22 protein-coding genes are annotated in these 25,245 nt (G+C 40.8%); 20 read left to right on the top strand and 2 right to left on the bottom strand.

Annotated features, from left to right (window positions below; genetic code table 11):
* The first annotated feature begins 246 nt into the window (after window positions 1-246).
* The 11 genes from ACRD64_RS15750 to ACRD64_RS15700 all read left to right on the top strand — a co-directional run bounded on the left by ACRD64_RS15750 (window position 247) and on the right by ACRD64_RS15700 (window position 12,066).
* The gene (locus ACRD64_RS15750) at window positions 247-1,371 is read left to right on the top strand and encodes an aspartate aminotransferase family protein (protein ID WP_430934411.1); all 1,125 of its coding nucleotides are present in this window, start codon (window positions 247-249) and stop codon (window positions 1,369-1,371) included.
* Window positions 1,372-1,418: 47 nt separating this feature from the next.
* A complete protein-coding gene (locus ACRD64_RS15745; protein WP_430934410.1) occupies window positions 1,419-2,006 on the top strand; it encodes an NUMOD4 domain-containing protein in 588 nt (195 codons plus the stop codon).
* A gap of 128 nt (window positions 2,007-2,134) precedes the next feature.
* Complete coding sequence (proC, locus tag ACRD64_RS15740) at window positions 2,135-2,935, top strand: pyrroline-5-carboxylate reductase (RefSeq protein WP_430934409.1); 801 nt, start codon at window positions 2,135-2,137, stop codon at window positions 2,933-2,935.
* A gap of 52 nt (window positions 2,936-2,987) precedes the next feature.
* Entirely contained in the window at window positions 2,988-4,061 is a 1,074-nt protein-coding gene (proB, locus tag ACRD64_RS15735; protein WP_430934408.1) for a glutamate 5-kinase, read from the top strand.
* Between the two features lie 31 nt (window positions 4,062-4,092).
* Window positions 4,093-5,343 carry a glutamate-5-semialdehyde dehydrogenase gene (locus ACRD64_RS15730; protein ID WP_430934407.1) on the top strand — a complete coding sequence of 417 codons (1,251 nt, stop codon included), beginning with the start codon at window positions 4,093-4,095 and terminating at the stop codon, window positions 5,341-5,343.
* A 45-nt stretch (window positions 5,344-5,388) separates the two neighbouring features.
* Entirely contained in the window at window positions 5,389-6,336 is a 948-nt protein-coding gene (locus ACRD64_RS15725; RefSeq protein ID WP_430934406.1) for an N-acetylornithine carbamoyltransferase, read from the top strand.
* A 152-nt stretch (window positions 6,337-6,488) separates the two neighbouring features.
* The gene (argB, locus tag ACRD64_RS15720; RefSeq protein ID WP_430934405.1) at window positions 6,489-7,268 is read left to right on the top strand and encodes an acetylglutamate kinase; all 780 of its coding nucleotides are present in this window, start codon (window positions 6,489-6,491) and stop codon (window positions 7,266-7,268) included.
* Window positions 7,268-8,332 (top strand): M20 family metallo-hydrolase, encoded by a 1,065-nt coding sequence (locus ACRD64_RS15715; protein WP_430934404.1) that lies wholly within the window; start codon window positions 7,268-7,270, stop codon window positions 8,330-8,332. Before argB ends, ACRD64_RS15715 begins: the two co-directional genes overlap by 1 nt.
* Window positions 8,333-8,554: 222 nt before the next feature.
* Complete coding sequence (argH, locus tag ACRD64_RS15710) at window positions 8,555-9,907, top strand: argininosuccinate lyase (RefSeq protein WP_430934403.1); 1,353 nt, start codon at window positions 8,555-8,557, stop codon at window positions 9,905-9,907.
* Window positions 9,904-11,244 carry a citrate synthase gene (locus ACRD64_RS15705; RefSeq protein WP_430934402.1) on the top strand — a complete coding sequence of 447 codons (1,341 nt, stop codon included), beginning with the start codon at window positions 9,904-9,906 and terminating at the stop codon, window positions 11,242-11,244. The genes argH and ACRD64_RS15705 overlap by 4 nt, the downstream gene beginning before the upstream one ends.
* A 129-nt stretch (window positions 11,245-11,373) precedes the next feature.
* Window positions 11,374-12,066, top strand: coding sequence for a DUF6261 family protein (locus tag ACRD64_RS15700; protein WP_430934401.1), 693 nt, complete (start codon window positions 11,374-11,376; stop codon window positions 12,064-12,066).
* Between the two features lie 53 nt (window positions 12,067-12,119).
* Here the strand turns inward: ACRD64_RS15700 and ACRD64_RS15695 are convergent, their stop codons facing one another.
* Window positions 12,120-13,220: an acyloxyacyl hydrolase gene (locus tag ACRD64_RS15695; protein ID WP_430934400.1), complete on the bottom strand. Its 1,101-nt coding sequence runs from the start codon at window positions 13,218-13,220 to the stop codon at window positions 12,120-12,122.
* A 220-nt stretch (window positions 13,221-13,440) separates the two neighbouring features.
* On the opposite strand from ACRD64_RS15695, the gene carA reads away from it, so the two are divergent.
* From carA to ACRD64_RS15655, 8 genes are all read left to right on the top strand, one after another.
* Window positions 13,441-14,544 (top strand): glutamine-hydrolyzing carbamoyl-phosphate synthase small subunit, encoded by a 1,104-nt coding sequence (gene carA / locus ACRD64_RS15690; protein WP_430934399.1) that lies wholly within the window; start codon window positions 13,441-13,443, stop codon window positions 14,542-14,544.
* 95 nt (window positions 14,545-14,639) lie between these two features.
* Window positions 14,640-15,056, top strand: coding sequence for a DUF6146 family protein (locus ACRD64_RS15685; protein WP_430934398.1), 417 nt, complete (start codon window positions 14,640-14,642; stop codon window positions 15,054-15,056).
* 190 nt (window positions 15,057-15,246) lie between these two features.
* Window positions 15,247-16,173 carry an ABC transporter ATP-binding protein gene (locus ACRD64_RS15680; protein ID WP_430934397.1) on the top strand — a complete coding sequence of 309 codons (927 nt, stop codon included), beginning with the start codon at window positions 15,247-15,249 and terminating at the stop codon, window positions 16,171-16,173.
* 18 nt (window positions 16,174-16,191) lie between these two features.
* Entirely contained in the window at window positions 16,192-17,529 is a 1,338-nt protein-coding gene (locus ACRD64_RS15675) for an ABC transporter permease (RefSeq protein ID WP_430934396.1), read from the top strand.
* Between the two features lie 9 nt (window positions 17,530-17,538).
* Window positions 17,539-18,471, top strand: a complete 933-nt coding sequence (locus tag ACRD64_RS15670; RefSeq protein WP_430934395.1) for a phosphatase — start codon at window positions 17,539-17,541, stop codon at window positions 18,469-18,471.
* Window positions 18,472-18,479: 8 nt separating this feature from the next.
* Window positions 18,480-19,643: a sigma-54-dependent transcriptional regulator gene (locus ACRD64_RS15665; protein WP_430934394.1), complete on the top strand. Its 1,164-nt coding sequence runs from the start codon at window positions 18,480-18,482 to the stop codon at window positions 19,641-19,643.
* 146 nt (window positions 19,644-19,789) lie between these two features.
* Window positions 19,790-20,110, top strand: coding sequence for a nucleotidyltransferase domain-containing protein (locus tag ACRD64_RS15660; RefSeq protein WP_430934393.1), 321 nt, complete (start codon window positions 19,790-19,792; stop codon window positions 20,108-20,110).
* Between the two features lie 14 nt (window positions 20,111-20,124).
* A complete protein-coding gene (locus tag ACRD64_RS15655) occupies window positions 20,125-21,570 on the top strand; it encodes a lyase family protein (RefSeq protein ID WP_430934392.1) in 1,446 nt (481 codons plus the stop codon).
* Between the two features lie 162 nt (window positions 21,571-21,732).
* Here the strand turns inward: ACRD64_RS15655 and hydF are convergent, their stop codons facing one another.
* On the bottom strand, window positions 21,733-22,950 hold the full coding sequence (gene hydF / locus ACRD64_RS15650) for a [FeFe] hydrogenase H-cluster maturation GTPase HydF (protein ID WP_430934391.1): 1,218 nt from the start codon (window positions 22,948-22,950) through the stop codon (window positions 21,733-21,735).
* Window positions 22,951-23,152: 202 nt separating this feature from the next.
* Here hydF and ACRD64_RS15645 point away from each other — a divergent pair.
* Window positions 23,153-25,245: PAS domain S-box protein (locus ACRD64_RS15645; RefSeq protein WP_430934390.1), on the top strand; the 2,093-nt coding region annotated here is incomplete at its 3' end.

Here is a 25,245-nt window from a genome sequence, read left to right as displayed (position 1 = left end):
ATCTAATTAAAAAGACAATGCAAAAAAAGGTTTAATTTAGATGTGGACAAAAAGAAGACATGCTTATATTCCTGCAGGGTAGCCAAAAACCCTGCAGGAATAATAAATTAGAACAACCATGAATCAGCTCCGGATAATAATCCGGTATTTGTGGAACAATTGTAATTGAATCCCGGCGGGGCTCAAGCATCTAAGGGAGAATAGAGCCTGTCACCAATTCATCCCTTAACTAAAAATCTAAAAAGAATGAAACTATTTGATGTATATCCTCTCTTTAACATAGAGCCTGTAAGGGCTCAGGGATGCTACGTTTGGGACAAAGACGACAATAAATATCTGGATTTATACGGCGGTCATGCCGTCATCAGTATTGGGCATACACATCCCCATTACGTGGAGCGTATTACACGGCAGTTGAATCAAATTGGTTTTTATTCAAATTCGGTTCAGAATCAACTTCAAAAGGATTTGGCCCAAAAGCTTGGCGAAGTATCCGGCTTGGACGATTATGATCTCTTTCTCTGCAACTCGGGAGCCGAAGCCAATGAAAATGCTTTAAAGTTAGCTTCTTTTGCAACGGGCAAAAAGAAAGTAATCGCCTTTAAAAAAGGCTTTCATGGACGTACTTCAGCTGCGGTAGCCATTACCGACAACCCCAAAATAATTGCTCCAATCAATAGCAACCACGAGTCGGTTATTCTTGAGCTCAACAATCTCGATGCTGTTGAAAAAGAATTAAAAAACAATGATATTTGTGCCGTTATTATTGAAGGTATTCAAGGTATTGGCGGCATCATTGTACCGGATGCCGATTTTTTGGAAGGACTGGAGCAGCTTTGTAATAAATATGAGGCCGTATTGATTCTGGACGAAATACAATCAGGCTATGGACGTTCGGGTAAATTCTTCGCTTTTCAATACAGCAAGGTAAAACCCGATTTAGTGACCATGGCTAAGGGGATGGGAAACGGTTTTCCCATAGGAGGGGTTTTAATATCCCATAAATTCGAACCCTGGTTTGGAATGTTGGGTACCACCTTTGGAGGAAATTACCTGGCCTGTGCAGCTGCGCTGGCAGTTTTAGAGGTAATGGAAAAGGAAGATTTGATAGAAAATGCCCGAAAAGTCGGAGCGCACATTATCACCAAAGCTAAAAAGATGTTAAAAGGATGCAGTGTTCGTGGCTATGGGCTAATGATTGGCGTAGAATTTGCGGATGAAATTGTGGAATTAAGAAAGAAACTTCTTTTTGAAGACAAAATATTTACCGGAGTATCAGGCACTAAAACCATTAGAATTTTACCTCCATTAAATCTTAGTATTGGCGAAGCTGATTTGTTTATAGATAAATTGGTAAAATCCATTCAATAATTTAGTGGCTTGATGCGTTATTAAATTTACATCAACATACGCAGGCCATGATTAGATTTTTCTGGAACGAAGAGTGGAAAGACATTGATTTTGAGGAAGGCGCACTTAAAAAGAAGTATGCCATTTCTAATTACGGAAGAGTAATCAGTTACACCGACAAGTTGGAAGAAGGGGATATTATAAAAGGTGGTAGACTAAGAGGTTATGCCACGTTACCTGTTCGACCGTTCGGAAAGTCAAAAACTTTTTACATCCATAAATTAGTCGCCCAATATTTTTTAGAAAACGACAGGGAAGATGCTAAATTTGTGATTCACGTGGATTACAACAAGAACAACAACTTTATCGATAACCTGAAGTGGAGTAACAAGGACGAGGTTTTTGAACATCAGCAACAAAACCCGTCGGTGTTAGAGGCCAGAGAAAAACAAAAAGGACGAAAAACGGAACAAGGCCACAAACTTTCGTCGACAGAAGTGATTCGTTTAAAACGAAAAATATTTGACCCCAAGCGCAAATCTCGCTTAAAAATTATAGCCAAACAGTTTGGCATTAGCGAGATGCAGTTATACCGAATTAAATCGGGAGAAAACTGGGGGCATGTTAAAGTTGAAATTAATGGTGTAGAGTATTAACCTGAGATCGACCCAGAAATACGGCAACAGTTTAAGCTGATTTTAATTCGAACTCGGGTTATTGATTCATGGAATAACCGTCTGTTTGTTGTTCGTGAATAAATCTCGAAATCAAACAAAGGCATACTATGGAAAGCAAAAAAATTGCCATCATCGGTGGCGGAAACTTAGGGCAAGCCATCGCCAAAGGCATTGTAAACTCTAAAATTGTTGAAGCGTCGAACCTGACTGTAACCCGACGCAGAAAGGAACTTATACAAAACCTTAAAGAACTTGGCATCAATACCGGCTCCAACAACAAGCAAGCTGCTGCCGACGCAGATATTATTTTTCTGGGCGTTAAACCCTACCAGATCCAACAAATTGTAGAAGAAATTAGCTCATCCGTTAAGGAAAATACGATTATTATCTCTTTGGCCACAGGAGTTGATTCACTTTCCATCGAAAAATATTTTGGCAAAGAACTGCCTGTTTTCAGGGCGATGCCTAACACGGCTATTGCCATTGGTGAATCGATGACCTGCGTTTCGGCACATAATGCCAATGTAGAGCAAGAAAAGATTGTGCTCACGCTTTTTGAGCAAGTCGGACAAGCCATTATTATTCCGGAAGAGCTCATGTCATCCGCCACGGTTTTGGCAGCTTGTGGAATTGCCTACGCACTCAGATTTATACGTGCTGCTACGCAAGGAGGGATAGAGATTGGTTTCGGATCTGATTTGGCGCTACAAATTGCTGCCCAAACCGTGAAAGGAGCTGCCGACCTCTTGATAAAAGCCGGCACCCACCCCGAAGAAGAAATAGATAAAGTAACCACACCCCGTGGCGTAACCATTTCCGGATTAAACGAGATGGAGCATCAAGGTTTTAGCTCTGCTCTAATCAAAGGATTGTTAACCTCGTTCAATAAAATTGAGAACGGGAAGTAGTCTACCCGATGTTTACTGGGTCTAATGTCTCTAATCTATTAGTCAAAAAAACGTGTTTAATTCCATTACCATAAAAATAGGCTCCAACGTCCTAACCAAAGACGATGGCACCCTTCATAAAGAAAGGGTTTCGCACCTGGTTGACCAAATAGCCGAATTACATCAACGAAACAAAAAAATCATTTTGGTTTCTTCCGGTGCTGTTGCGGCAGGAAGGTCAATGATTCAAGTGAACAAAAAGACGGACACTGTTTCTTCGCGCCAGTTACTGTCATCGGTTGGTCAGGTAAAATTACTGAACACCTATTCAGGACTGTTCGAAAACCACCATATCCAGTGCGCCCAGGTGTTGGTGACAAAACAAGACTTTAGGTCGCGGGAGCACTACCTGAACATGAAGAACTGCCTGACCACGCTGTGGGACAATGGCATTGTTCCTATTATCAACGAGAACGATGCGGTGTCGGTTACGGCCCTGATGTTTACCGATAACGATGAGCTGGCAGGGCTTTTAGCCACCATGATGAGCTCGGAAGCGCTGTTTATCTTGAGTAATATCGACGGTATTTACAACGGCGACCCCAACAATGAAAGCTCGGAAGTCATCAGGACTATCGACAGCTCCAATGCCGATTTATCGGAATATATTTCCACAACCAAATCTAATTTTGGACGTGGAGGCATGCTGACCAAGTGCCATATCGCCCAAAAAACAGCTTCCTCAGGAATTTCGGTACACATAGCCAATGGTACCAAAGAAAACATTCTGGTTGACCTTAACCGCAACCCGGAAAAAGTAGAACATACCCAATTTATCAAAGGAGAAAAATATCCAGCGGTAAAAAAATGGATGGCCTACTCGGAATCCTTTGCGAATGCCGAGGTGCACATCAACCAGGGAGCTTTGGATGCATTAAACGCAAAACGGGCCACCAGCTTATTGTTAGCGGGCGTAACCCAAATGCAAGGCAACTTTAAAAAGGGTGACTTGCTAAAAATCATATCGGAAGATGGAAAAGCTATAGGAATCGGACAAGCCAAGTATGACCGCTCCAAGGCTGATGCGCATCTGTACGATGAAAAATACCAGCCCCTTATTCATTACGATTACTTGTACTTGTATTAATTATACGTTGAAATTCTAAATCACAAATATCATGCAGTGTTTACATCAATTCGAAAAAGTTAAAGAAGCCGCACGTGGATTGTCCAGAGTAAAGAAGGACGATATCGTAACCTTGCTGAACAAGTTAGCGGATGAAGCGGAGAAAAACATTCCCCAACTTTTAGTCGCCAATCAAAAGGATTTGGAGCGTATGGATGAAAACGACCCCAAATACGACCGCCTCAAGTTAACCAAAGAACGAATCGAAGGCATTGCATCAGATATCAGAAATGTGGCTAAACTTCCCTTCCCTATTGGAGAAGTTTTGGAGGAGAAAGTACTGGATAACGGCATGTCATTGCAGAAAGTTCGTGTTCCGCTTGGCGTAATAGGAGTTATCTATGAGGCTCGCCCCAATGTGACCTTCGATGTTTTTTCGCTTTGTTTGCAATCGGGGAATGCCTGTGTTTTAAAAGGTGGTAGCGATGCTGATTTTTCTAACAAAGCTATAGCAGCTTTAATTCATGAGGTTTTAAAAAAACAAGGGTTTAATCCCGAACTGCTGCAACTGTTGCCTCCCGATAGATCTGCCGCCACTGAGTTGATGAATGCGATCGGTTATGTGGATATCCTGATCCCTCGCGGCTCGCAGAACCTGATCAATTCGGTTCGTGAGAATGCCAATATTCCTGTTATCGAAACAGGAGCGGGCATCGTTCATACGTATGTGGATGCTTCGGCTGACGTAAAAAAAGCAACCGACATCGTGGTCAATGCCAAAACCAGAAGACCGAGTGTTTGTAACGCCCTCGATTGCCTGGTCCTACACAAAAGTCAGTTAAACAACTTACCTCAAATAGTGGAGGGAATGAAAGCTTTTAAAGTTGAGGTTTTTGCCGATGATAATTCTTTTGCAAAACTGGAAGGAAATTACCCTGCCGAACTATTGCAAAAAGCAACCGAAAAATCTTTTGGAACCGAGTTTCTATCACATAAAATGTCCATAAAAACAGTGGACAGTATAGATGAAGCCCTCAACCATATTTATAAGTACAGCTCAAAACATAGCGAAGCCATCGTGGCCGAAGATATTGAAGCTATCGCTCGATTCTTTAACGAGGTAGATGCTGCAGCGGTGTATTCCAATGCCTCAACAGCCTTCACCGACGGAGCTCAATTTGGGTTAGGAGCCGAAATAGGCATAAGCACCCAAAAACTTCATGCCCGTGGCCCCATGGCCTTAAAGGAACTTACCAGTTACAAATGGCTGATTAAGGGTGATGGGAATATTCGCCCAGCTTAAAACCGGCTGCTTATTCTGAATACTTAATACTTGATACAATAAAAAATGAATAGATATTTAAAAGTTGGAGATATAGGTAATTTAAAACAAGCGTTGAAAGATGCGTTCGAGGTAAAACAAAATCCCTATGCATTTCAGGAATTGGGAAAAAACAAGACAATCATCTTGGTATTTTTCAACTCCAGTCTTCGCACCCGTTTAAGCACGCAAAAGGCAGCCATGAACATGGGTATGAACGTGATGGTGCTCGACATTAACAAAGACGGCTGGAAACTGGAAACAGAAATGGGCGTGGTAATGGACGGCGACAAGCCCGAACACATCAAAGAGGCGGTTCCGGTAATCGGACAATATTGCGATATGATTGGAGTTCGTTCTTTTGCTACCTTCGAAAGCAAAGAGGACGACTGTAATGAGAAAGTCATCAGCCAGTTTATACAATATTCAGGGGTTCCAGTGATTAGTCTGGAATCGGCCACCCGTCACCCGTTACAGGCTTTTGCCGATTTAATTACCATTGAAGAGCACAAACAAAAAGCACGTCCCAAAGTGGTATTGACCTGGGCACCGCATCCACGTGCCTTACCGCAAGCTGTAGCCAATTCATTTACAGAATGGATGAAAGAAGCCGATGTGGAATTCGTCATCACCCATCCCAAGGGATATGAGCTAGCCGATGAATTTACGGAAGGCGTAAATGTTGAATACGACCAACGTAAAGCATTTGAAGGGGCTGATTTTATCTATGCTAAAAACTGGTCTTCCTTTAAAGAATATGGTCAGGTAACTTGTGAGGATAAAGATTGGACCGTTAACGAAGAAAAAATGGCCTTGACCAACAATGCCAAGTTTATGCATTGCTTGCCTGTTCGCAGAAACATGATTGTAACAGATGGGGTAATCGAAAGCGAAAATTCGTTGGTGGTAGAGGAAGCAGCCAACAGGGTTGTTTCAGCACAGACGGTGATAAAGAGGATATTGGAAAGTTTGTAAATCACAAGTTGAATCATGCAAAAGTATACTGACAAGTAAATTGTGCCCCTTCAGGGTTCACCAAGAATTTTGAATATACCACGGGTGAAACCCATGGTGCTAATAATGTAAATCATGAACCCTGAAGGGGTTCAACGTATATTGATTAATCCATGCAAAAAATAACCATAGTCAAAGTAGGCGGCAGAGTAGTCGAAACACCTGAATCACTGCAAGAACTCCTGACCGATTTCGTGGCACTCGAAGGCCATAAGATACTGGTTCATGGCGGAGGACGTTCAGCCACCAAAATAGCGGAACAGCTGGGCATAAAAACCAAAATGGTAGATGGCAGAAGAATCACCGATCTGGAAACCCTGAAAGTGGTTACCATGGTGTACGCAGGATTGGTCAACAAAAACATAGTGGCCTCATTACAAGCAAAAGGTGCCAATTCGGTTGGTTTAACCGGTGCCGACTTAAACCTCATCAAAGCCATCAAACGTCCTGTTAAAGATATCGATTACGGTTACGTAGGAGACGTTGTATCTGTACAAACCGAAGAGCTAACAGAACTGATTAACAAAAACGTGGTTCCAGTGATAGCTCCATTAACACATGATGGCATGGGTAATATGCTCAACACCAATGCGGATACCATGGCATCATCGTTAGCATGCGCATTGGCCCAAACGTTTGATGTAAACTTGGTGTACTGCTTCGAAAAAAAAGGGGTATTGAGCAATCCTGACGACGACGATTCTGTTATTGAAAACTTAACACACAAGTTGTTTAAAGAATATCAAGAGAGTGGCATTATTGCCGAAGGAATGATACCAAAACTCGATAATGGATTTAATGCGCTGAAAAGTGGCGTTAAAAAAATAAACATTACTAATACACAAGGTTTAAAGGCTGGTTTGAATTCAGGAACTACACTAACAAACGAATAATGATAAACATTCAAACCTATAGTAACGATGTTATTGAGCTGCTGAAAAAACTGATTTCTACCGAATCATTTAGCAGACAAGAGGATAAAGCTGCCGATTTAATGGAATCGTTCTTAAAAGGGAAAGGATTACCTGTTCACAGAAAAGGCAACAACGTTTGGGTATGGTCGGGGGAGAAAAACGCCGACAAACCAACCATTTTGTTGAACTCGCATTTAGACACGGTGAAACCTTCGTCAAAATGGACTTACCCGCCATTTAAACCCACATCAGAAGGCGATACACTTTTCGGTCTGGGAAGCAACGATGCGGGAGGCCCGTTGGTTTCATTGTTGGCTACTTTCTTATTGTTATCAGAAACGGAACAACCCTATAATTTGGTATATGCTGCAACTGCTGAAGAAGAAATATCAGGTAAAAACGGGATTGCCATGATTCTGGATGAACTCGGCCCTGTTGACCTGGGCATTGTAGGAGAGCCAACGCAAATGCAAATGGCAGTGGCCGAAAAAGGATTGTTGGTTTTGGATTGCGAAGCCAAAGGAAAGGCGGGTCATGCTGCCAGAAACGAAGGTGTCAATGCCATTTATCAAGCACTGCCGGATATTGAGTGGTTTAAAAACTTTCAATTCCCCGAGGTTTCGGAATTATTTGGACCGGTAAAAATGACGGTTACCCAAGTGCAGGCTGGCTCTCAGCATAACGTGGTTCCTGATTCCTGTAAGTTTGTGGTGGATGTGCGATTAAATGAGAAATATAGTAACCAGCAAGCTGCAGATATTATTCAGCGCAAGGTTGATTGTAAAGTAACACCTAGAAGCGTCAGATTAAACAGTTCATATATTCCTTTGGAGCATCCTGTGGTTCGTAAGGGATTGAAACTAGGTAGGACATATTATGGTTCTCCAACTACATCTGACCAAGCACTTATGAGTTTTACCACTTTAAAAATGGGGCCAGGCGATTCCGCGCGTTCTCATACGGCTGATGAGTACATCAAAATAGGTGAAATAGAAGAAGGAATTAAAATCTATTTTGAGCTCCTAAATGGCTTAATATTATAACATTACAGTAAACGTTAAAAAATGTGACAAATGTCACTAATTTAACAACTCCATTTGAAATTGTTAGTTTATTAATTTATATTTGCCTCAACTATAAGAAATAGTGATAACGCAGTTAGCAATTCGTAATTACCATCTTTTTACATTACTTGGGGAAATACGCAATGATAAACAACCGATTGCGGATAGCAATTGGTATGCTATAAAGTGAATAGGAAATAAATGAAACTTTGGGATAAAGGCATAACAGTAAACGAGAAGGTTGAAAATTTTACCGTGGGTAAAGACCGTGAAATGGATTTATACCTGGCACCGTTTGATGTAATTGGAACCATGGCTCACATCACAATGCTCGAAAGCGTTGGGCTGTTGCAGAAAGATGAGTTAAGTCAATTGATGGATGAACTAAAGAACATCTATTCAACAACGCTTAAGGGAGATTTCAGAATTGAAGACGGAATGGAGGATGTTCACTCCCAGGTTGAGATGATGTTAACAGAACGCTTGGGAGATACAGGCAAAAAGGTGCATAGCGGAAGGTCTCGGAACGACCAGGTGCTGTTAGATTTAAAACTTTTTATCCGTAGTAAAATCGAAGAAGTTGTAGGAGCAGTCAATGATTTTTTTGAAGCTTTACAAACCCAAAGCGAAAACACCAAAGATTACCTTATTCCTGGTTATACGCATTTACAGGTAGCTATGCCATCATCGTTTGGTTTATGGTTTGGTGCTTATGCCGAAAGTTTAACTGACGACATGCAGATGTTGAAGGCCGCATGGAAAATCACCAATCAGAACCCGCTAGGTGCGGCGGCAGGCTATGGCAGCAGCTTTCCATTAAACCGTCAGTTAACCACGGACTTACTGGGCTTTGACAACTTGAACTACAATGTAGTTTACGCACAGATGGGCAGAGGTAAAACAGAGAAAAATGTGGCTATGGCCTTAAGTTCCGTTGCCTATACGGTCGGAAAATTTGCCATGGACGCTTGTTTATATATGAGTCAGAATTTTGGTTTTTTAACGTTGCCGGGAGAATTGACCACCGGGTCGAGCATCATGCCGCACAAAAAAAACCCTGATGTATTTGAGTTGATCAGGGCCAAATGCAATCAGATTCAGGCCCTTCCCGAAACGATTGGGATGATTACGGGAAACCTCCCATCCGGTTACTTCAGGGACTTACAATTGATTAAAGAAAACTTTTTGCCTGCCTTCGATGAACTAATTAGCTGCTTGGATTTAGCTACTTTTGCGGTAAATAACATCACCGTAAAAAAAGATGTGCTCAACAACGAAATGTATAAATATGCATTTAGTGTTGAGGAGGTTAATAAGTTGGTTTTGCAAGGCGTTCCTTTTAGAGATGCCTACAAGCAAATTGGAGCGCTGATTGAGGAAGGAAAATTCGAACCCGAACCAACCTTAAAACATTCACATGAGGGAACCATAGGAAATTTGTGCAATGCCGAGGTGAAACAAAAGATGGAAAGCCTGATTGATTCTTTCAGTTTTGATACCGTTCACAGGGCATTGAATTCTTTAACAGAAATAAAAATAGGAGAGATAAAATGATATTATTGGAAAACCTGGCTAAGATGGCCGTTCAATCTTGCGAAATCGAAAAAGACCTTTTTAACCAAATGGGAGTTAAAAGGGGCTTAAGAAACGACGATTTTTCTGGTGTACTGGTTGGCTTAACCCATATTGGAAATGTGGTTGGGTACAAAAATATAGATGGCAAAGTGGTGCCTTGCGAAGGTGAACTTTACTATCGCGGCATCGAACTGAAGGACCTGGCCAAAGGATTTCTTTCCACCGGTCGGCACGGGTTCGAGGAGACAGCTTATCTTTTATTAACAGGCCAGCTGCCAAACCAAACTGAGCTAAACGACTTTACCGAGTATCTTGCTGAACAAAGCGAACTGCCTCCATTTTTTTCAAAAAATATGATTTTGTCGTTGCGAGGGCGCGATGTGATGAACATGCTGGCTCGTTCCGTCCTTGGATTATATGCTGCCGACGAAGATGCGGAAGATTACAGCCACGTCAACCTGATGAAGCAAGCCATCAGTTTGATTGCTAAATTCCCTGTGATTGTAGCATATGCGTATTACGGCATGCGCCATTCTTTCCAGCGCAAATCACTGATTATTCGCCACCCGCAAAAACATTTGAGTTTAGCGGAAAACTTCCTGTATATGTTAAAGGGAAATGAGTATACCAAACTCGAAGCCGACTTGTTGGATTTATCCCTGGTAATTCATGCCGAGCATGGCGGAGGTAACAATTCGTCGTTTACAACAAGAGTGGTAAGTTCGGCGCAAACCGACACCTATTCTGCCATCGCTGCGGCACTAGGCTCGCTGAAAGGTGGACTCCATGGTGGAGCCAACCTAAAAGTGATTGATATGATGAAAAATATCAAAGAAAACGTTAAGGATTGGAGCGATAAAAAAGAGGTTGCGGATTATCTGCTAAAACTCTTGAAAAAAGAGGCTTTTGACCATACCGGAAAAATATACGGAATTGGACATGCCATCTACACTTACTCAGACCCTCGGGCCGTTTTATTGAAAGAAAAGGCACGCGAACTAGCCGAAGAAAAGGGTCGAATAGATGAATTTAAGCTATATGAACTAATTGAAGAGCTAGCACCCGAAGTTTTTTATAACTTTAAGGGAGAAAACGCAAAGATTGTCTGCGCCAACGTGGACTTTTATTCGGGATTTGTATACGAATGCATCAAAATCCCTAAAGAAATATATACTCCGATATTTGCTGTTGCCCGCATCGCAGGATGGGCTGCGCATCGTATAGAGGAGGTTACATTCTCGAGCCGACGAATTATCCGTCCGGCATACAAGTGTGTAATTGACCGTTCTACTTATCTTCCATTAGAATCGAGATAAGTGTTTTTGTTGATTGGGTAATGAAAAGGCTGTCTGTGGGGGAAATATCAGACAGCCTTTTTTATTTATTGGGTAAATTGTTGTACATTGATAATACAATATCAGTCTGCATTTATAATTCATCGCGCCATGACAGAAAAACTAATAAATCACAGCCGAAACACGGATGTATGCGCCAGCATCAAACTTATGATAACCGCATTTGATCAGAGTAATTTGAGTGCAGATGTGTACCTTAGCAACCTGTTCGGTAAACTGGCCATACAATCGGAGGATTTATCAGAAGCAATCAATCAAACAAACTCCGATTCGAAACTCGAAGAAAAAGACATGAACCGTGACGATATAATCCGCTCATTCAATCACCTGCTAAAAGGTTTTAAACACCATCCCAACAATACCATTAAAAAAGCGGCCGAAAAGTTAAAACTGATATTCGACAAATACGGTATGGGTATGATTAACGAAGGTTATGCAATTGAGTCGTCAATAATTAATGCATTGCTTAAAGATTTAGCTCAGCCGGATATTCAAGCTACCATTGTTGAGCTACCTTCCTGTTTTGAGATTTGCGAAAGTTTAAAGAAAGCACAAAAAGATTTTGAACAGGCCCAAAAACGTGACAAATCAAAAATGGTTAGGATGGGTATGAAAGAAAGTGCCACATCCATTAAAAAACAAATATTGAATACTATAAACAACCATTTAATCGTTTACCTTCATACCATGAAGCAAGCGAATGACGCCTACGGAGATTTCTCCAACTCCATCGCTCAAATAATTGCCGCCCATAACAATCATGTAAAAACGATAAAAAAATAAAATCAGATGTCCTATCCTGGTTCATTCATATACTCTATCATAAAACCTATAAACTAAAGTATAATCCCAACCTGAAAAGCCAAATAATCCGCCACCCTTCCATGCACCTTTAAATTTGTTCCGGCAGTAAACTTGTTCCTCAATAAATATCGCAAATAGTAATGCTGGAATACATTGTTGGTTGCCGTCGCACCTTGCAGCAGATATACCCCCAACTGCTGTCCGAACCTTACATCCCCAATTAAAAATTCATTGCCTATCAAAGGTGCTATACTCCACTGGTCAATTGCAATTCGGGTTCCCGGATTTTGTTGGTACTCCATCATTGCGGAAAGCGTAAAGGCATTTATTCGACCACCTCTGAAACTTCTGTTGAAGCAAAGCATTGCCACGTTTTTTTTATGATCATTTACCGTATCCTTTTTCCAAGAATAACCCATTAAGATTTCACTTCTTTTGTTTTTTTCATACGGATTAAGTTTGGAAGCTTTAGGCATAACATAGGTGTTTGATGTATGCTCTATGGCCAGCCCGATTACTGTATAATTAATCCCCAAATTAGGTTTTTTGATTCCGCCATTTGAAATATGACGGAACGACGCATTGGCTTTTAACGCCCAACTGTTAGTAAAAAAATAATAAGCACTGATACCCCCAACCAAGGGAAACGAAAAATTTGTACTATAAGTCCTGTTTAACGGGTTTGATTGGGCCTGGTATGGCCTGTTCAGATAGGCAAAACCTGTTCCCAGCTTGCCCGACAAGCGCAAATTGCCATGAGCCTTTAAAAAAGGTTCCACATAGGCTACCCCATTAATGGAATATCCCAGATCGGCATGACCAAAATCCACATAATTTAACCCTACACCCCATTTGGGAAAGATACCAAAGGATTGCCTGGCCTGTTCGGTCAGTATCCATCGACTGAATTCCACCTCTACCCCTCTAGGTGTAACCCCTTTAAATGCCGATAGTTTATCGGTATGAACCCGAAAAGAACCATAGTATGCACCTAAACTTATAAAAATCGGTTTGTCGGCAGGTTTAATCTGAGATGCCGTTGTAAGATGTAAAAACCAAAGAAACCAACATAATGAATATCTCAAACCCCTAAAAAAGTTACTGGACCTGTATTGAACATCTAAACTACACATACTTTAAAGTTAAGACAACTTCCTCACAATATCAGAATTTGTGACACAAGAATAACCCAAGCAACGAATGCATATTTATACGCAATTATTTAATATACCTAATATTTATACATAACGGTATCTTTTATTAGCTCAAAATGTAATTATTTACTACCTTTGCGCCCGGAATAAACAATGGAGGTTTTGAGTGTTGCTACTTAAAACAACTCTGTATTAATTAATGGATTATCTTGATGTTATGCCTGAAATAAAAGGAATTAAATTGGTACTCGAAGATGGAACTGTCTTTGAAGGAAAGTCGTTCGGATATCATAAATCAATTTCCGGTGAGGTTGTTTTCAACACTGCCATGACCGGTTATCCCGAAAGTTTAACAGACCCATCGTACAAGGGACAGATTTTGGTTTCTACCTACCCGTTGATTGGGAACTATGGTGTGCCCAAAGATGAAACCGAGGAACACGGGATTCCATTATTTTACGAATCGGACGAAATTCATATTTCAGGATTAATTATTTCCGATTATTCTTTTGAGTACAGTCACTGGAATGCCAAAAACTCGCTTCGCGAATGGTTGATCCAAAACGAGGTACCTGGTATTTTTGACATTGACACACGCGCATTGACAAAAATCCTTCGTGAAAAAGGTTCAATGTTAGGAAAGATATTAATTGATGACGAAGAAATTGAACAATATGACCCTAACTGCGATAATCTTGTTGCTCAGGTAAGTACAAAAGAGCGCAAGGTTTTTGGCAAAGGAAAACACAAAGTTATACTGGTAGATACGGGAGCGAAGTATAATATATTACGCTGTCTGTTAAAAAGAGACACCACGGTCGTTCAGGTTCCTTGGGATTATGATTTTACCCAGGAGGATTATGATGGCATCATGCTTTCAAATGGACCGGGCAATCCTGAAATGTGTTCTGTAACGGTGGAGAACATTAAGAAAGCTATTGAAATCGGCAAGCCTATTTTTGGAATCTGTCTTGGTAATCAGTTATTAGGAATAGCCTCAGGAGGAAGCACATACAAACTAAAGTACGGTCACCGTGCCCATAATCACCCAGCCATTAAGGTAGGCACCAATAGCTGTTATATCACATCGCAAAATCACGGTTATGCCTTGGATAATGATTCATTAACTGATGATTGGGAGCCTTTGTTTATCAACATTAACGATAAAAGTAACGAGGGCATCAAACACAGATCTAAACCGTTTTTCTCCACTCAGTTTCATCCGGAAGCTTCCAGTGGGCCAACGGATACCGAATTTTTGTTCGATGAATTTATCAAATTGATAGAAGAAAGCAAAAAATAAAACATCCCTTGTTCAAAAATAGCAAAGCCCTCAGATGTTCATTCTTGGGGCTTTTTTTGTAACTTTAAGGAAATATCCACCTTATTATTACAGCTATGAAACTAACAATATACATTCTATTAACGGGTCTGATTGCCATTGCGTGCAACAGCACCAAACCAGTATCAAAAGTAGACACCGAGACTGCCATAATCAACGAAAGCGAAAACGATACTACGGAGTACGAGTTAATTATCTTCGACACCAGATACGATAGCTTTCTGGTAACCCAACCACCCAAAGACTTCTATTCAAACGAATATTATCGAACCTGGAATATTCAGTATGTTACCGAATGGAATATCCGCCACAATAACCCGATGAGGTATGGCGACTTCTTTGAAACCCAGATTGATTACAGCCCCCATATCGATTATGGCATTGACCTTAACTATCAACTCTACAACTATTTTTTATTTATCGAAAAGGAATATGGAATAGTTCTGGTCAGAAGGGGTAAAACGGCCAGATAAGGATGTCACTCTGAATCCGCATCTTGCAAATAAGGATGCTACCCGTTAGCTTTGAGCGGATACGTTATTACTTTTTACTTATGCCTCCATATCTCCGGGGTAAATACTATGTACTATTATATGCCTCAATTCTTAAATAGTTCAGGTTAAAATCTTATTTTTGAGAAAATTTATTACCTAATTTCCCATTATGAACTTATTGGAAGCTTCGGGGGTGGTAAAAAAATATGCCAACCACCTGGCACTCGACAACATCGACATTCAGATTCCTAAAAATCAAATATTTGGGCTGCTTGGCCCCAACGGTGCAGGAAAGACCACATTTATAAGAATTATCAACCGCATCACGATGCCGGATAAAGGCGAGATCCTTTTTAATGGTCTTCCTTTAAACCCCGAGGACATATACCGTATCGGTTACCTGCCGGAGGAACGGGGTTTGTACAAAAAAATGAAGGTTGGTGAGCAAGCCATGTATCTGGCCCGCTTAAAGGGGATGAAGAAACAGGACGCTTTCAAAAAACTTAAATATTGGTTTGAGAAATTTGAGATTGGGGCTTGGTGGGACAAAAAGGTGGAAGAGCTATCAAAAGGCATGCAGCAAAAAGTACAGTTTATTGTAACCGTGTTGCACGAACCCGAATTACTGATTTTTGATGAACCTTTCAGCGGTTTCGACCCTATTAACGCCAGTATACTGAAGCACGAAATATTAGAGTTAAAAGAAAAAGGTTCCACCATTATTTTCTCTACGCATAACATGAGTTCCGTTGAAGAACTTTGTGACGACATTTGCCTGATCAACAGATCCCAAAGTATACTGAAGGGTAATGTGGATGAAGTAAAACAGACCTTCAAGAATAATGAAGTGATGATTGAATTTACCGGTGACGATAATCTATTCAAAAGCATATTAAACGGAAACTACGAAATTAAATCCCTCCAAAAAAGCCATGGTGGCTTTATGGCCAAAATTAAAATGGGTGAACACGAAGATACTAACCATCTTATCTCAGTTCTACTGCCTGAATTTAAAATTAGGTCGTTTCAGGAGATTTTGCCCAGCATGGACGAGGTGTTTATTAAAGCCGTTGAAAAATCAAACTCCAAACAATAACTTTTTTACCTGCCTATTATGAACAAGATATTAATAATTATTCAACGCGAATATTTTACCCGGGTAAAAAAGAAGAGCTTTATCATCATGACTCTTTTAAGCCCCGTTATATTCGCCGCCATGATGATTGTGCCTGCCTGGTTAACATCGCAGGAGGACACCAAGGAAAAAGTTATTGCCATTGATGATACTACCGGAAATTATGCGACAGCCCTAAAAAGCACGCAATACATAAAATACCAAACCCTTACCGACAAACAGGGCAGCCAGGACAAGCAAAAGCTGGCCAAACAATTTGATGCTTTGCTGGTAATACGCGAGGATTTACTGGAAAAAAAACCCAACGTTCATTTGTATTCCGATGGTCAAATTACCATGGATGTAATCGAGAACATCAAAAGTAATTTAAATGGTCATCTGCGCCAGCTTAAGTTAGAGAGCTACAACATTGAAGGATTAGATTCCAAAATAAAAGAAATCAATCAGTTAAGGGTAAGCATCAATACCATTCGCCTCGACGAGGATGGTTCCGAAAAACAAAGTAGTGCCGAATTCGCCATTTTTATCGGAATGGCTTCGGCTTTTCTTATCTATATGATCATGATTCTTTATGCCACCCAGGTAATGAGAGGGGTTATTGAAGAAAAGACTAGTCGTATAGTTGAGGTGATGATATCATCCGTAAAACCCTTTCAATTGATGATGGGAAAAATTATCGGTATTGGGATGGTGGCACTTACGCAGTTCTTTTTATGGATTATACTTACCGTAGGCGTTGTAACCACCGTTCAGTCTACTTTTTTAACCACTGTAAATAAAGTGGAGGTTTCTGAAACAAATAACGACCATAAAGCAACTTCAGCCACCAGCAGTAAAGCGCAAAACGTTGAAGCAAGCATCAATAAAATAATAAAAATCATCAAGGATGCCAACCTCCCTTTGATATTGGGAATGTTTATCTTTTATTTTATCGGAGGATATTTGATTTATTCGGCACTTTTTGCTGCTATCGGATCTGCCATCGACAACGAAACAGAAACGCAACAATTTGTAATGCCGGTTTTGCTGCCATTGATACTTTCCATATACGTGGCCATGGCCGTGTTCCGAAATCCACATGGCGATATTGCTTTCTGGTTTTCCATGATACCGTTAACCTCTCCTGTGGTGATGATGTCGAGAATACCGTACGATGTGGATACATGGGAACTTATTTTATCCATGACTATCCTAACGGCTTCGTTCATATTGTTTACTTGGTTTGCCGCAAGGGTATACAGGACCGGAATATTGATGTACGGCAAAAAAGTGAGCTATAAAGAAATTTGGAAATGGTTTGTTCAAGCCGGAAAATAGATTTTAAATATGCAAATTGCAATCATAGACTTAGGCACCAACACATTTAATCTGTTGATTGCCAACGTAAATAAAGACAACAACTATACCATTCTTCTCGAAACAAAATATCCCGCCAAGATTGGCAAGGGGGGGATCAACAACAAAACCATTACTCCGGAAGCATTTGAGCGTGGATTTACAGCTCTTCAAACGCATTTAGATACGATTAATGAATACCGTGTAGAATCCATTCATTGCTTTGCCACTTCGGCAATCAGGTCAGCCGATAACGGGGAAGAATTTGTATCCGCCGTAAAAGAAAAATTTAATCTGGATATCAAGGTTATTCAGGGTTCCAAGGAAGCCGAATTAATTTATGATGGTGTTAAACAGGTTGTACCCATTGGAAAAGAAAAGGTGCTGATTATGGATATTGGCGGGGGAAGTACCGAGTTTATCATCGCCAATAGAGATGGGATTGTTTGGAAACATAGTTTTGATCTGGGAGCTGCCAGAATGCTGGATCAGGTGCAACCTTCTGAGCCAATAAAAGAATCGGAAGTAAAACACGTTAAAGAAATTATTGCCGAGAATCTGGGCCTATTATTTGATGAACTGAAGAAACATGAAATTTGTAAACTAATAGGTTCTTCCGGCTCGTTTGATACCATTGCCGCGATGATTGCGGCGGTTGAACACCCATATTTAGATATGAGCAAACTGACCAGCTACCAAATCAACAAAGAACATTTTGAACACCTTCATGCTAAATACCTCAATAGCAACATCCAAGAGCGCCTGAAAATGAAGCGAATGGATCCACACCGGGTTGAGATGATTGTGTTGGCTACTATTTTTATTAAGTTTATGGTCGAACATTTAAGATTAAACGAACTTTATCAATGCAACTATGCATTGAAGGAAGGAGCTATTTATCAGATATTAAATCATAAATTGTAGAATACGGTATGGCAAAAATATTGGTAATCGACGATCAAAGGAGTATCCGCAATACGCTAAAAGATATTTTGGAATACGAAAAACATGAGGTTGCACTGGCCGAACATGGCGAGGAAGGCATTGAACTTTTTGAAAAAGATAAGTTCGATATTGTCCTGTGCGATATCAAGATGCCCAATATGGATGGCATGGAGGTATTGGATGTAATCATGAGCAAAAACCGCGACATCCCCATAGTGATGATTTCCGGGCACGGAAATATCGATACTGCTGTGGAGGCCATCAAAAAAGGAGCTTATGATTTTATTGAAAAACCTCTTGACCTGAACCGGTTGTTGGTCACCATCCGCAATGCCCAGGAGCGGAAAGATCTGGTGGTTGAAACCAAAGTACTTAAACGCAAGGTGAGCAAAACCTACGATATGATTGGTGAATCGGAGCCTATCACCAGGGTAAAGGACATGATTGACAAAGTAGCCCCCACCGATGCGCGGGTTCTGATTACCGGAAGTAATGGTACGGGAAAAGAATTGGTGGCTCGATGGCTTCACGAAAAAAGCAATCGTGCCGGTCAACCTTTTATCGAGGTAAACTGCGCAGCTATTCCATCGGAACTTATCGAAAGCGAACTGTTTGGTCATGAAAAAGGCGCTTTTACTTCTGCCCACAAACAACGTAAAGGCAAATTTGAACAGGCCAATGGAGGCACTATCTTTTTGGATGAGATCGGCGATATGAGCCTGAACGCCCAAGCCAAAGTCCTTAGGGCACTGCAGGAAAACGTGATTAGCCGCGTAGGTAGCGACAAGGATATAAAGGTGGATGTTAGAGTGTTAGCGGCCACCAACAAAAACCTGAAAGAGGAGATCAAAGAAAATAACTTCCGTGAAGATTTGTACCATCGGCTAAGCGTAATCATTATCCACGTTCCGGCACTTAACGATCGAAAAGAAGATATTCCCTTGCTATCAGCTCACTTTAATACTATTATTTGTGCCGAGTTGGGCATAGCCGAAAAGCAGATAGAGGATTCGGCGATTGAAGAACTTAAAAAATTAAGTTGGACAGGCAATATCCGAGAGTTCCGAAATGTGATTGAAAGGTTAATTATCCTGAGTAACGAAAATATTACGGCAGATGATGTGAAGATGTATGCGGTACATCAGGGATAAATAAATTAAAAATGTTGGTTGATTGATTATCCCTCGATCCAGCCTTAGCTGGTTCGCCCTTGGGTGCCTTATTCGTAATTTTCATGTATAAAACAGGTTAAAAAGATAATTTCCTTAAATTTACAAAGAGGTAAAATTATTAGCTCATGAAACGCGAAACACAACAAATGAGTATGTTAATTCGCGAGTATGTTGCCGAAATTGATCATAATGCCGAAAACATACTTTACGGCTCCAAAGCCAGGATCGATCAAAGACATTATTCGGATTGGGATATTGTAATCTTAACCTATTACACTGCAGATTTAGAAACAGAATGTAAGTTCAGAGATAAGCTTTATGAGTTGGAACTGGCAACAGGAGATTACGAAGATCTTTATCAATTGAACCAGGAGACTGTTGAACCGCTGTTTAAACCATGCCACGAAATGATTGCTATTATTGATAATCTCATTAGAAAACCTTAGCTCCTTAAAAACCTATGCGCACTGAAATAGATTTTATCGGTTCTTGTGAAATACCAGCGGATGCTCTTTACGGAATAAATTCCGTGCGGGCAAGGCAAAATTTTCCGGATTCAACAACTTTCCATATAGAGTGGTATAGAGCAGTAGGAACCGTAAAGCAAGCTTGTTACGAGACATACCTAAAGTTTAAAAAGGCCGCCCGTCACAAATATCCCCAAAAAGACCTGAATTATATTTCCGATGAAGTCATTAATGCTTTAATTGATTCCGCCATCGAAGTCAGTAAAGGAAACTGTTTTGAACATTTTATAGTCCCTGCCATGCAGGGTGGTGCAGGCACCAGTATTAACCTGAACGTAAACGAGATTATTGCCAACCGCTCCTTACAAAAAATGGGTAGGGAATTGGGGGATTACAAAACGGTTGACCCCATTGAGCATGCCAATATTTATCAATCTACAAACGACGTTATACCTACTGCTTTAAAGGTTGCTGCAATAACCCTTTTTAAAGAGTTGGATGAATTAATCAACCAAGTGCTGCTGGCTCTGGAAAAAGCCGAGGGGCAAACCCGCAACTCACTTCGACAGGCTTATACCCAAATGCAGGCCGCAGTCCCCTCTTCATACGATAAGCTGTTTAGCGGTTACAACAATGCCCTGTCGCGCGATTGGTGGCGGGTAAGCAAGTGTTTCGAGCGAATTAAGGAGGTAAACCTGGGCGGCGGTGCCATTGGGACCGGAATATCAATCCCGGGATTTTTTATTATGGAGGTGGTAAACCAACTTCAACGACTGACCGGACTGCCCATAACGCGTTCCGAAAACTTATCAGACAACACAGCTAATCTGGATAGTTTTGTAGAAGTGCACGCTACCCTTAAAGCGCATGCCGTAAATTTGGAAAAGATGGTTTCCGACCTGAGGCTTTTGGGATCAGATCTGTTTAAAAACAGGGAGTTATTCTTGCCTAAAAAACAAATAGGCAGTTCTATCATGCCCGGAAAGGTAAATCCCGTTATTCCGGAATATGTTATTTCATCGGCGCATAAAATATATGCCAACGACCAATTGATAAGTAGCCTGAGCGCCCAGGGATGCCTGGATTTAAACGCCTACCTTCCAACCGTTGGCCATGCCTTATTGGAAAGCATTAAACTACTGATCTCCTGTAACAAGACCATTAAAGACAATTTACTTGACGGTTTGCAGTTTAAAAAAGTCCCCGACGAAGAGTCTATTCTTCTGAATCCATCGGTCACCACCGCTTTGTCACCTTACATAGGCTATCATAAAGCAGCCAAACTGGCCGACCTGATGAACCAAGAAAAATGTAACATATTAGAAGCTAACAAAAGGCTTCAGTTAGTGGACCCGGAAACACTCCAGCAGTTACTAAAACCGGAACAACTTTTAAAACTAGGCTACCGGTTGAATGATGTGATGAACCATAAAACTTAGCCGAATGTTATGTTTTTAACCACTCTTTCAGCATGAATCTGCATGAGATCCAGTCCGGCATATTTATCGCATTCAACCACTTGGCACTGCCGCCTGGAAGTTGATTATATCGGATTCAGGTATAACCTTTACGATGAAATCAATATTCTTGAAGCATCGCTTTTACAAATAATCCTCAGCATTCTCTTCAATTCGCACAAATGGCGCGACCGCCCTATTGTAAATCCCTAATACATAAGCAATGGCCATTCCATAATTGGTCACAGGAATGCCCGCATCCAAAGCCGGTTTCAATCTGTTTATTAATTGCTTTCGCGAGATCATGCAGCCACCACATTGAATAACCATGGCATAACTTTCTATTGGTTTGGGCAAATTGTCAAAGCCCGAAACCACATCGTATTCATGATGCTTTCCGGTGAAATTGGAAATCCATCGCGGTATTTTACTTCGCCCAATATCGTTGCACGAAACATGGTGTGTACATGACTCCAACAACAATACCCGGTCGCCATCTTCAAGCTTTGATAGCTGGGGTGTCCCATGCAGGTAGCTCCCAAAATCCCCCTTAAAACGTGCCAGCATTATACTAAAGCTGGTTAAAGGAATATCTTTAGGGACGGATGCGTCTGCCTTTAAAAACACCTGACTGTCGGTAATGACCAAAGCAGGTTTTATCTTTGTCTTCATCAAAAAAGCATCTACTTCGCGCTCCTTTAGCACTATGCACACCGCATCATTATCTATCACATCGCGAATGGCCTGCACTTGTGGCAGTATTAAACGTCCCTCGGGTGCTTCAATATCTATGGGGGTAATCAACAGAACGATATCCCCATGCTTAACAACATCGCCCAGTAAACTGGGGTTGGTGTAAGCAGATTCCGGAATACTTGTTTTAATAGATTTGATTAAATCAGTGATGTCTTCGTCTTTATTAAAAATTAAAAAATCGGCGCATTGTAAGGCTTTTACCTTAGCTACAATAGAATCTATTGGGGTTGTCAGGTCACTTTTACTGTACACAATGATAAACGGAACATCGTGATCTTTAAACTTTTGAATTATCTGAAGCTCCTTTTCATCAATTACATTATCGCTTATCAGAAGAATTGCCAAATCGATCAGTTTAATACACTTATCTGTTTTCTCAATTCGTTTTTGGCCAAGGTCGCCTTGGTCATCAAATCCGGCCGTATCGATCAGGACAACCGGACCGAAACCTGTAATTTCAAAAGATTTTTTAACAGGATCGGTAGTCGTACCTGCCACTTCCGAAACTATGGCTATTTCTTGCCCTGCAAGCTTATTGATCAACGTACTTTTACCATAATTTCTTCTGCCAAAAATTCCGATATGGGGTTGTCTGTCCTTAGCCATTTTTATTTACAAAGTAAGTAATTTCCCATTATTATACGACCTGCAAGAAAAGAATCCTCGCCCAACCCCGTAATGATAGTTTTTAGCCAGCCTCTTTTGCCGGTTCACCCTTATACCCCCCAGGTTCATCATTTAATATTGCACAAAAAGAATAAAATTCCGTTATTGTATATTATTACATTCGCACTGCACAAACGGGATTATGATTCAATTTGAGGAACTGCAATTAGCTTTAAATGAACTTGAGACAATCGTTGTTGTTACCGACATAAAGGGGAACATGCGGTATGTCAACGATGCTTTCGTAAGCAAGTATGGCTATTCGCGCGAAGAAGTGATTGGCATCAATCCCAGAATACTGAAAACCGATTACCACGACGAGCATTTTTACAAAGAAATGTGGCGGACGATAATGAGTGGCGAAACGTGGGAGGGCGTATTCCTAAATAAGTCTAAGTCGGGAAGATTAATATGGGAGGATGCCAAAATATCCCCTATTAAAAATGATGGCAAGTTAGATGGATTTATAGCGATTAAAGATGATATCACTTACAAAAAAGAACTGGAGGAGCAATTTCACAAGGAAAAGTTTTTGTTAGATGAATTATTTGACAATGCGCCAGTTGGAGTAATACTGTTTAGACCTATTTTCACCGATGATGTGATTACCGATTTAATTGTTTTAAAAGCCAACCCCATAGCCGGAGGGGTCTTTAATCGATTAGGCTTGGTTGGATTATCCTTAAAGCAATTTCTCCCTGATTTCCCAGATATCGCTGCCCGCACAGCTGAAATGCTGATAGAAAAACAGGACTTCGAACTTTATTTCAACAGCATCAACAAACATTTAAACATGCGCACTTTTCCTCTGGAAAACGAAAGATTCTGCATGTACGTTCACGATGTCACTCAATATAAAAACAACATTTCGGCCCTCCAGAAAAGCGAGCAACGTTATTCAACATTAGTGGAGGATTCTCCAGCGCTCATTAGACGGTTTAACACCGAGGGAATGATCAGATATGTGAATAGCTATTATGCCAAATATTTCAATCAAACACCTGAACAATTTATTGGGGTTAATATTTTCAATTTACTTGAAAAAGACGAAAGAGGATCGTACAAACGACAATTAGAAAAACTGTCGCCCAGGAATCCTTTCATAGAATACGAGCAGGAAGTTCAACTTCCGGATGGGTCTAAAAGATGGCAAAAGTGGGTTGATCGGGCACTGATAGACTCAGATGGAAACATCGTTGAGTATCAAAGTGTGGGCATGGATTTTTCGCAACTTAAGATGGCCGAAAAATCATTGGAGGAACAGAAGAACAGGCTCAATGCGATTTTCGAGAACTCCATAATGGGAATTGGCGTAATCGATAACAAAGGAAATATAAAAATGGCCAATTCCCGCCTTAAAGATATGTTTGATTTCGATAAGGATGACGATATCGCCGGCGTAAACTATTTCGACTTTGTTTTAAAAGAAGAAGTACAGGATGCCGTAGTGAAATTTAATCAGGTATTCGAGAACAACACCTTTACGAATTTTAATGTAAAAAGAAGATTCATCACTAAAACCGGCAAGACGTTTTGGGCCGATTTATTTGCGTCCTCCATATCTACAGTCAACGGTAACCATACCGAGGCGGTTGGCCTGATTATCGACATTACGCAAAAGCACCTCATGGAGGAGGAACTCAAGGCCAGCGAAAAGAAGTTGAAACAGCTAAATGACACAAAAGACAAGCTCTTTTCGGTTATCGCCCACGACATCCGAAATCCTTTCAATGCCATCCTTGGTTTTTCAACGTTGCTGAACAAAAAAATTGATGAATTTGGGCCTCATGAAATCAGGGAGTTTACCAAGAGGATTATGGAAGCCAGTGAACAGACCTATAAATTACTGGAAGACCTGCTTACCTGGGCAAAATCACAACTGGGTCAACTGAAAGTTAAAAAAATTGTTTTTGACCCTAATATTATTATCAACGACTGTTTTGAGTCTTTACTTTCCCTTGCAAGTGGCAAGAACATCCAGCTCCGGAATAAAACCATTGGCGTTACCAGCATTGAAACAGATATAGATATGTTTAAGTTTGTGATTAGAAACCTGGTTCACAACGCCATTAAATTCTCTCATCCAAACTCCATTGTGGAATGTGGTACACTAACTAATGAGAACCCGGGTACCATCACTTTTTACGTAAAAGATAATGGGGTTGGCATTAATCCTGAAAAACTTAAGGTTCTGTTCAACCTGGACGCCTTTCTTTCTACGGCAGGTACCTCATC

The sequence above is a fragment of the Saccharicrinis sp. 156 genome (genome assembly GCF_050589685.1).
Classification (GTDB): domain Bacteria; phylum Bacteroidota; class Bacteroidia; order Bacteroidales; family Marinilabiliaceae; genus Saccharicrinis.
The sequence above is the reverse complement of the archived record's forward strand: the minus strand, read 5'-3'. Positions and strand labels throughout refer to the sequence as shown.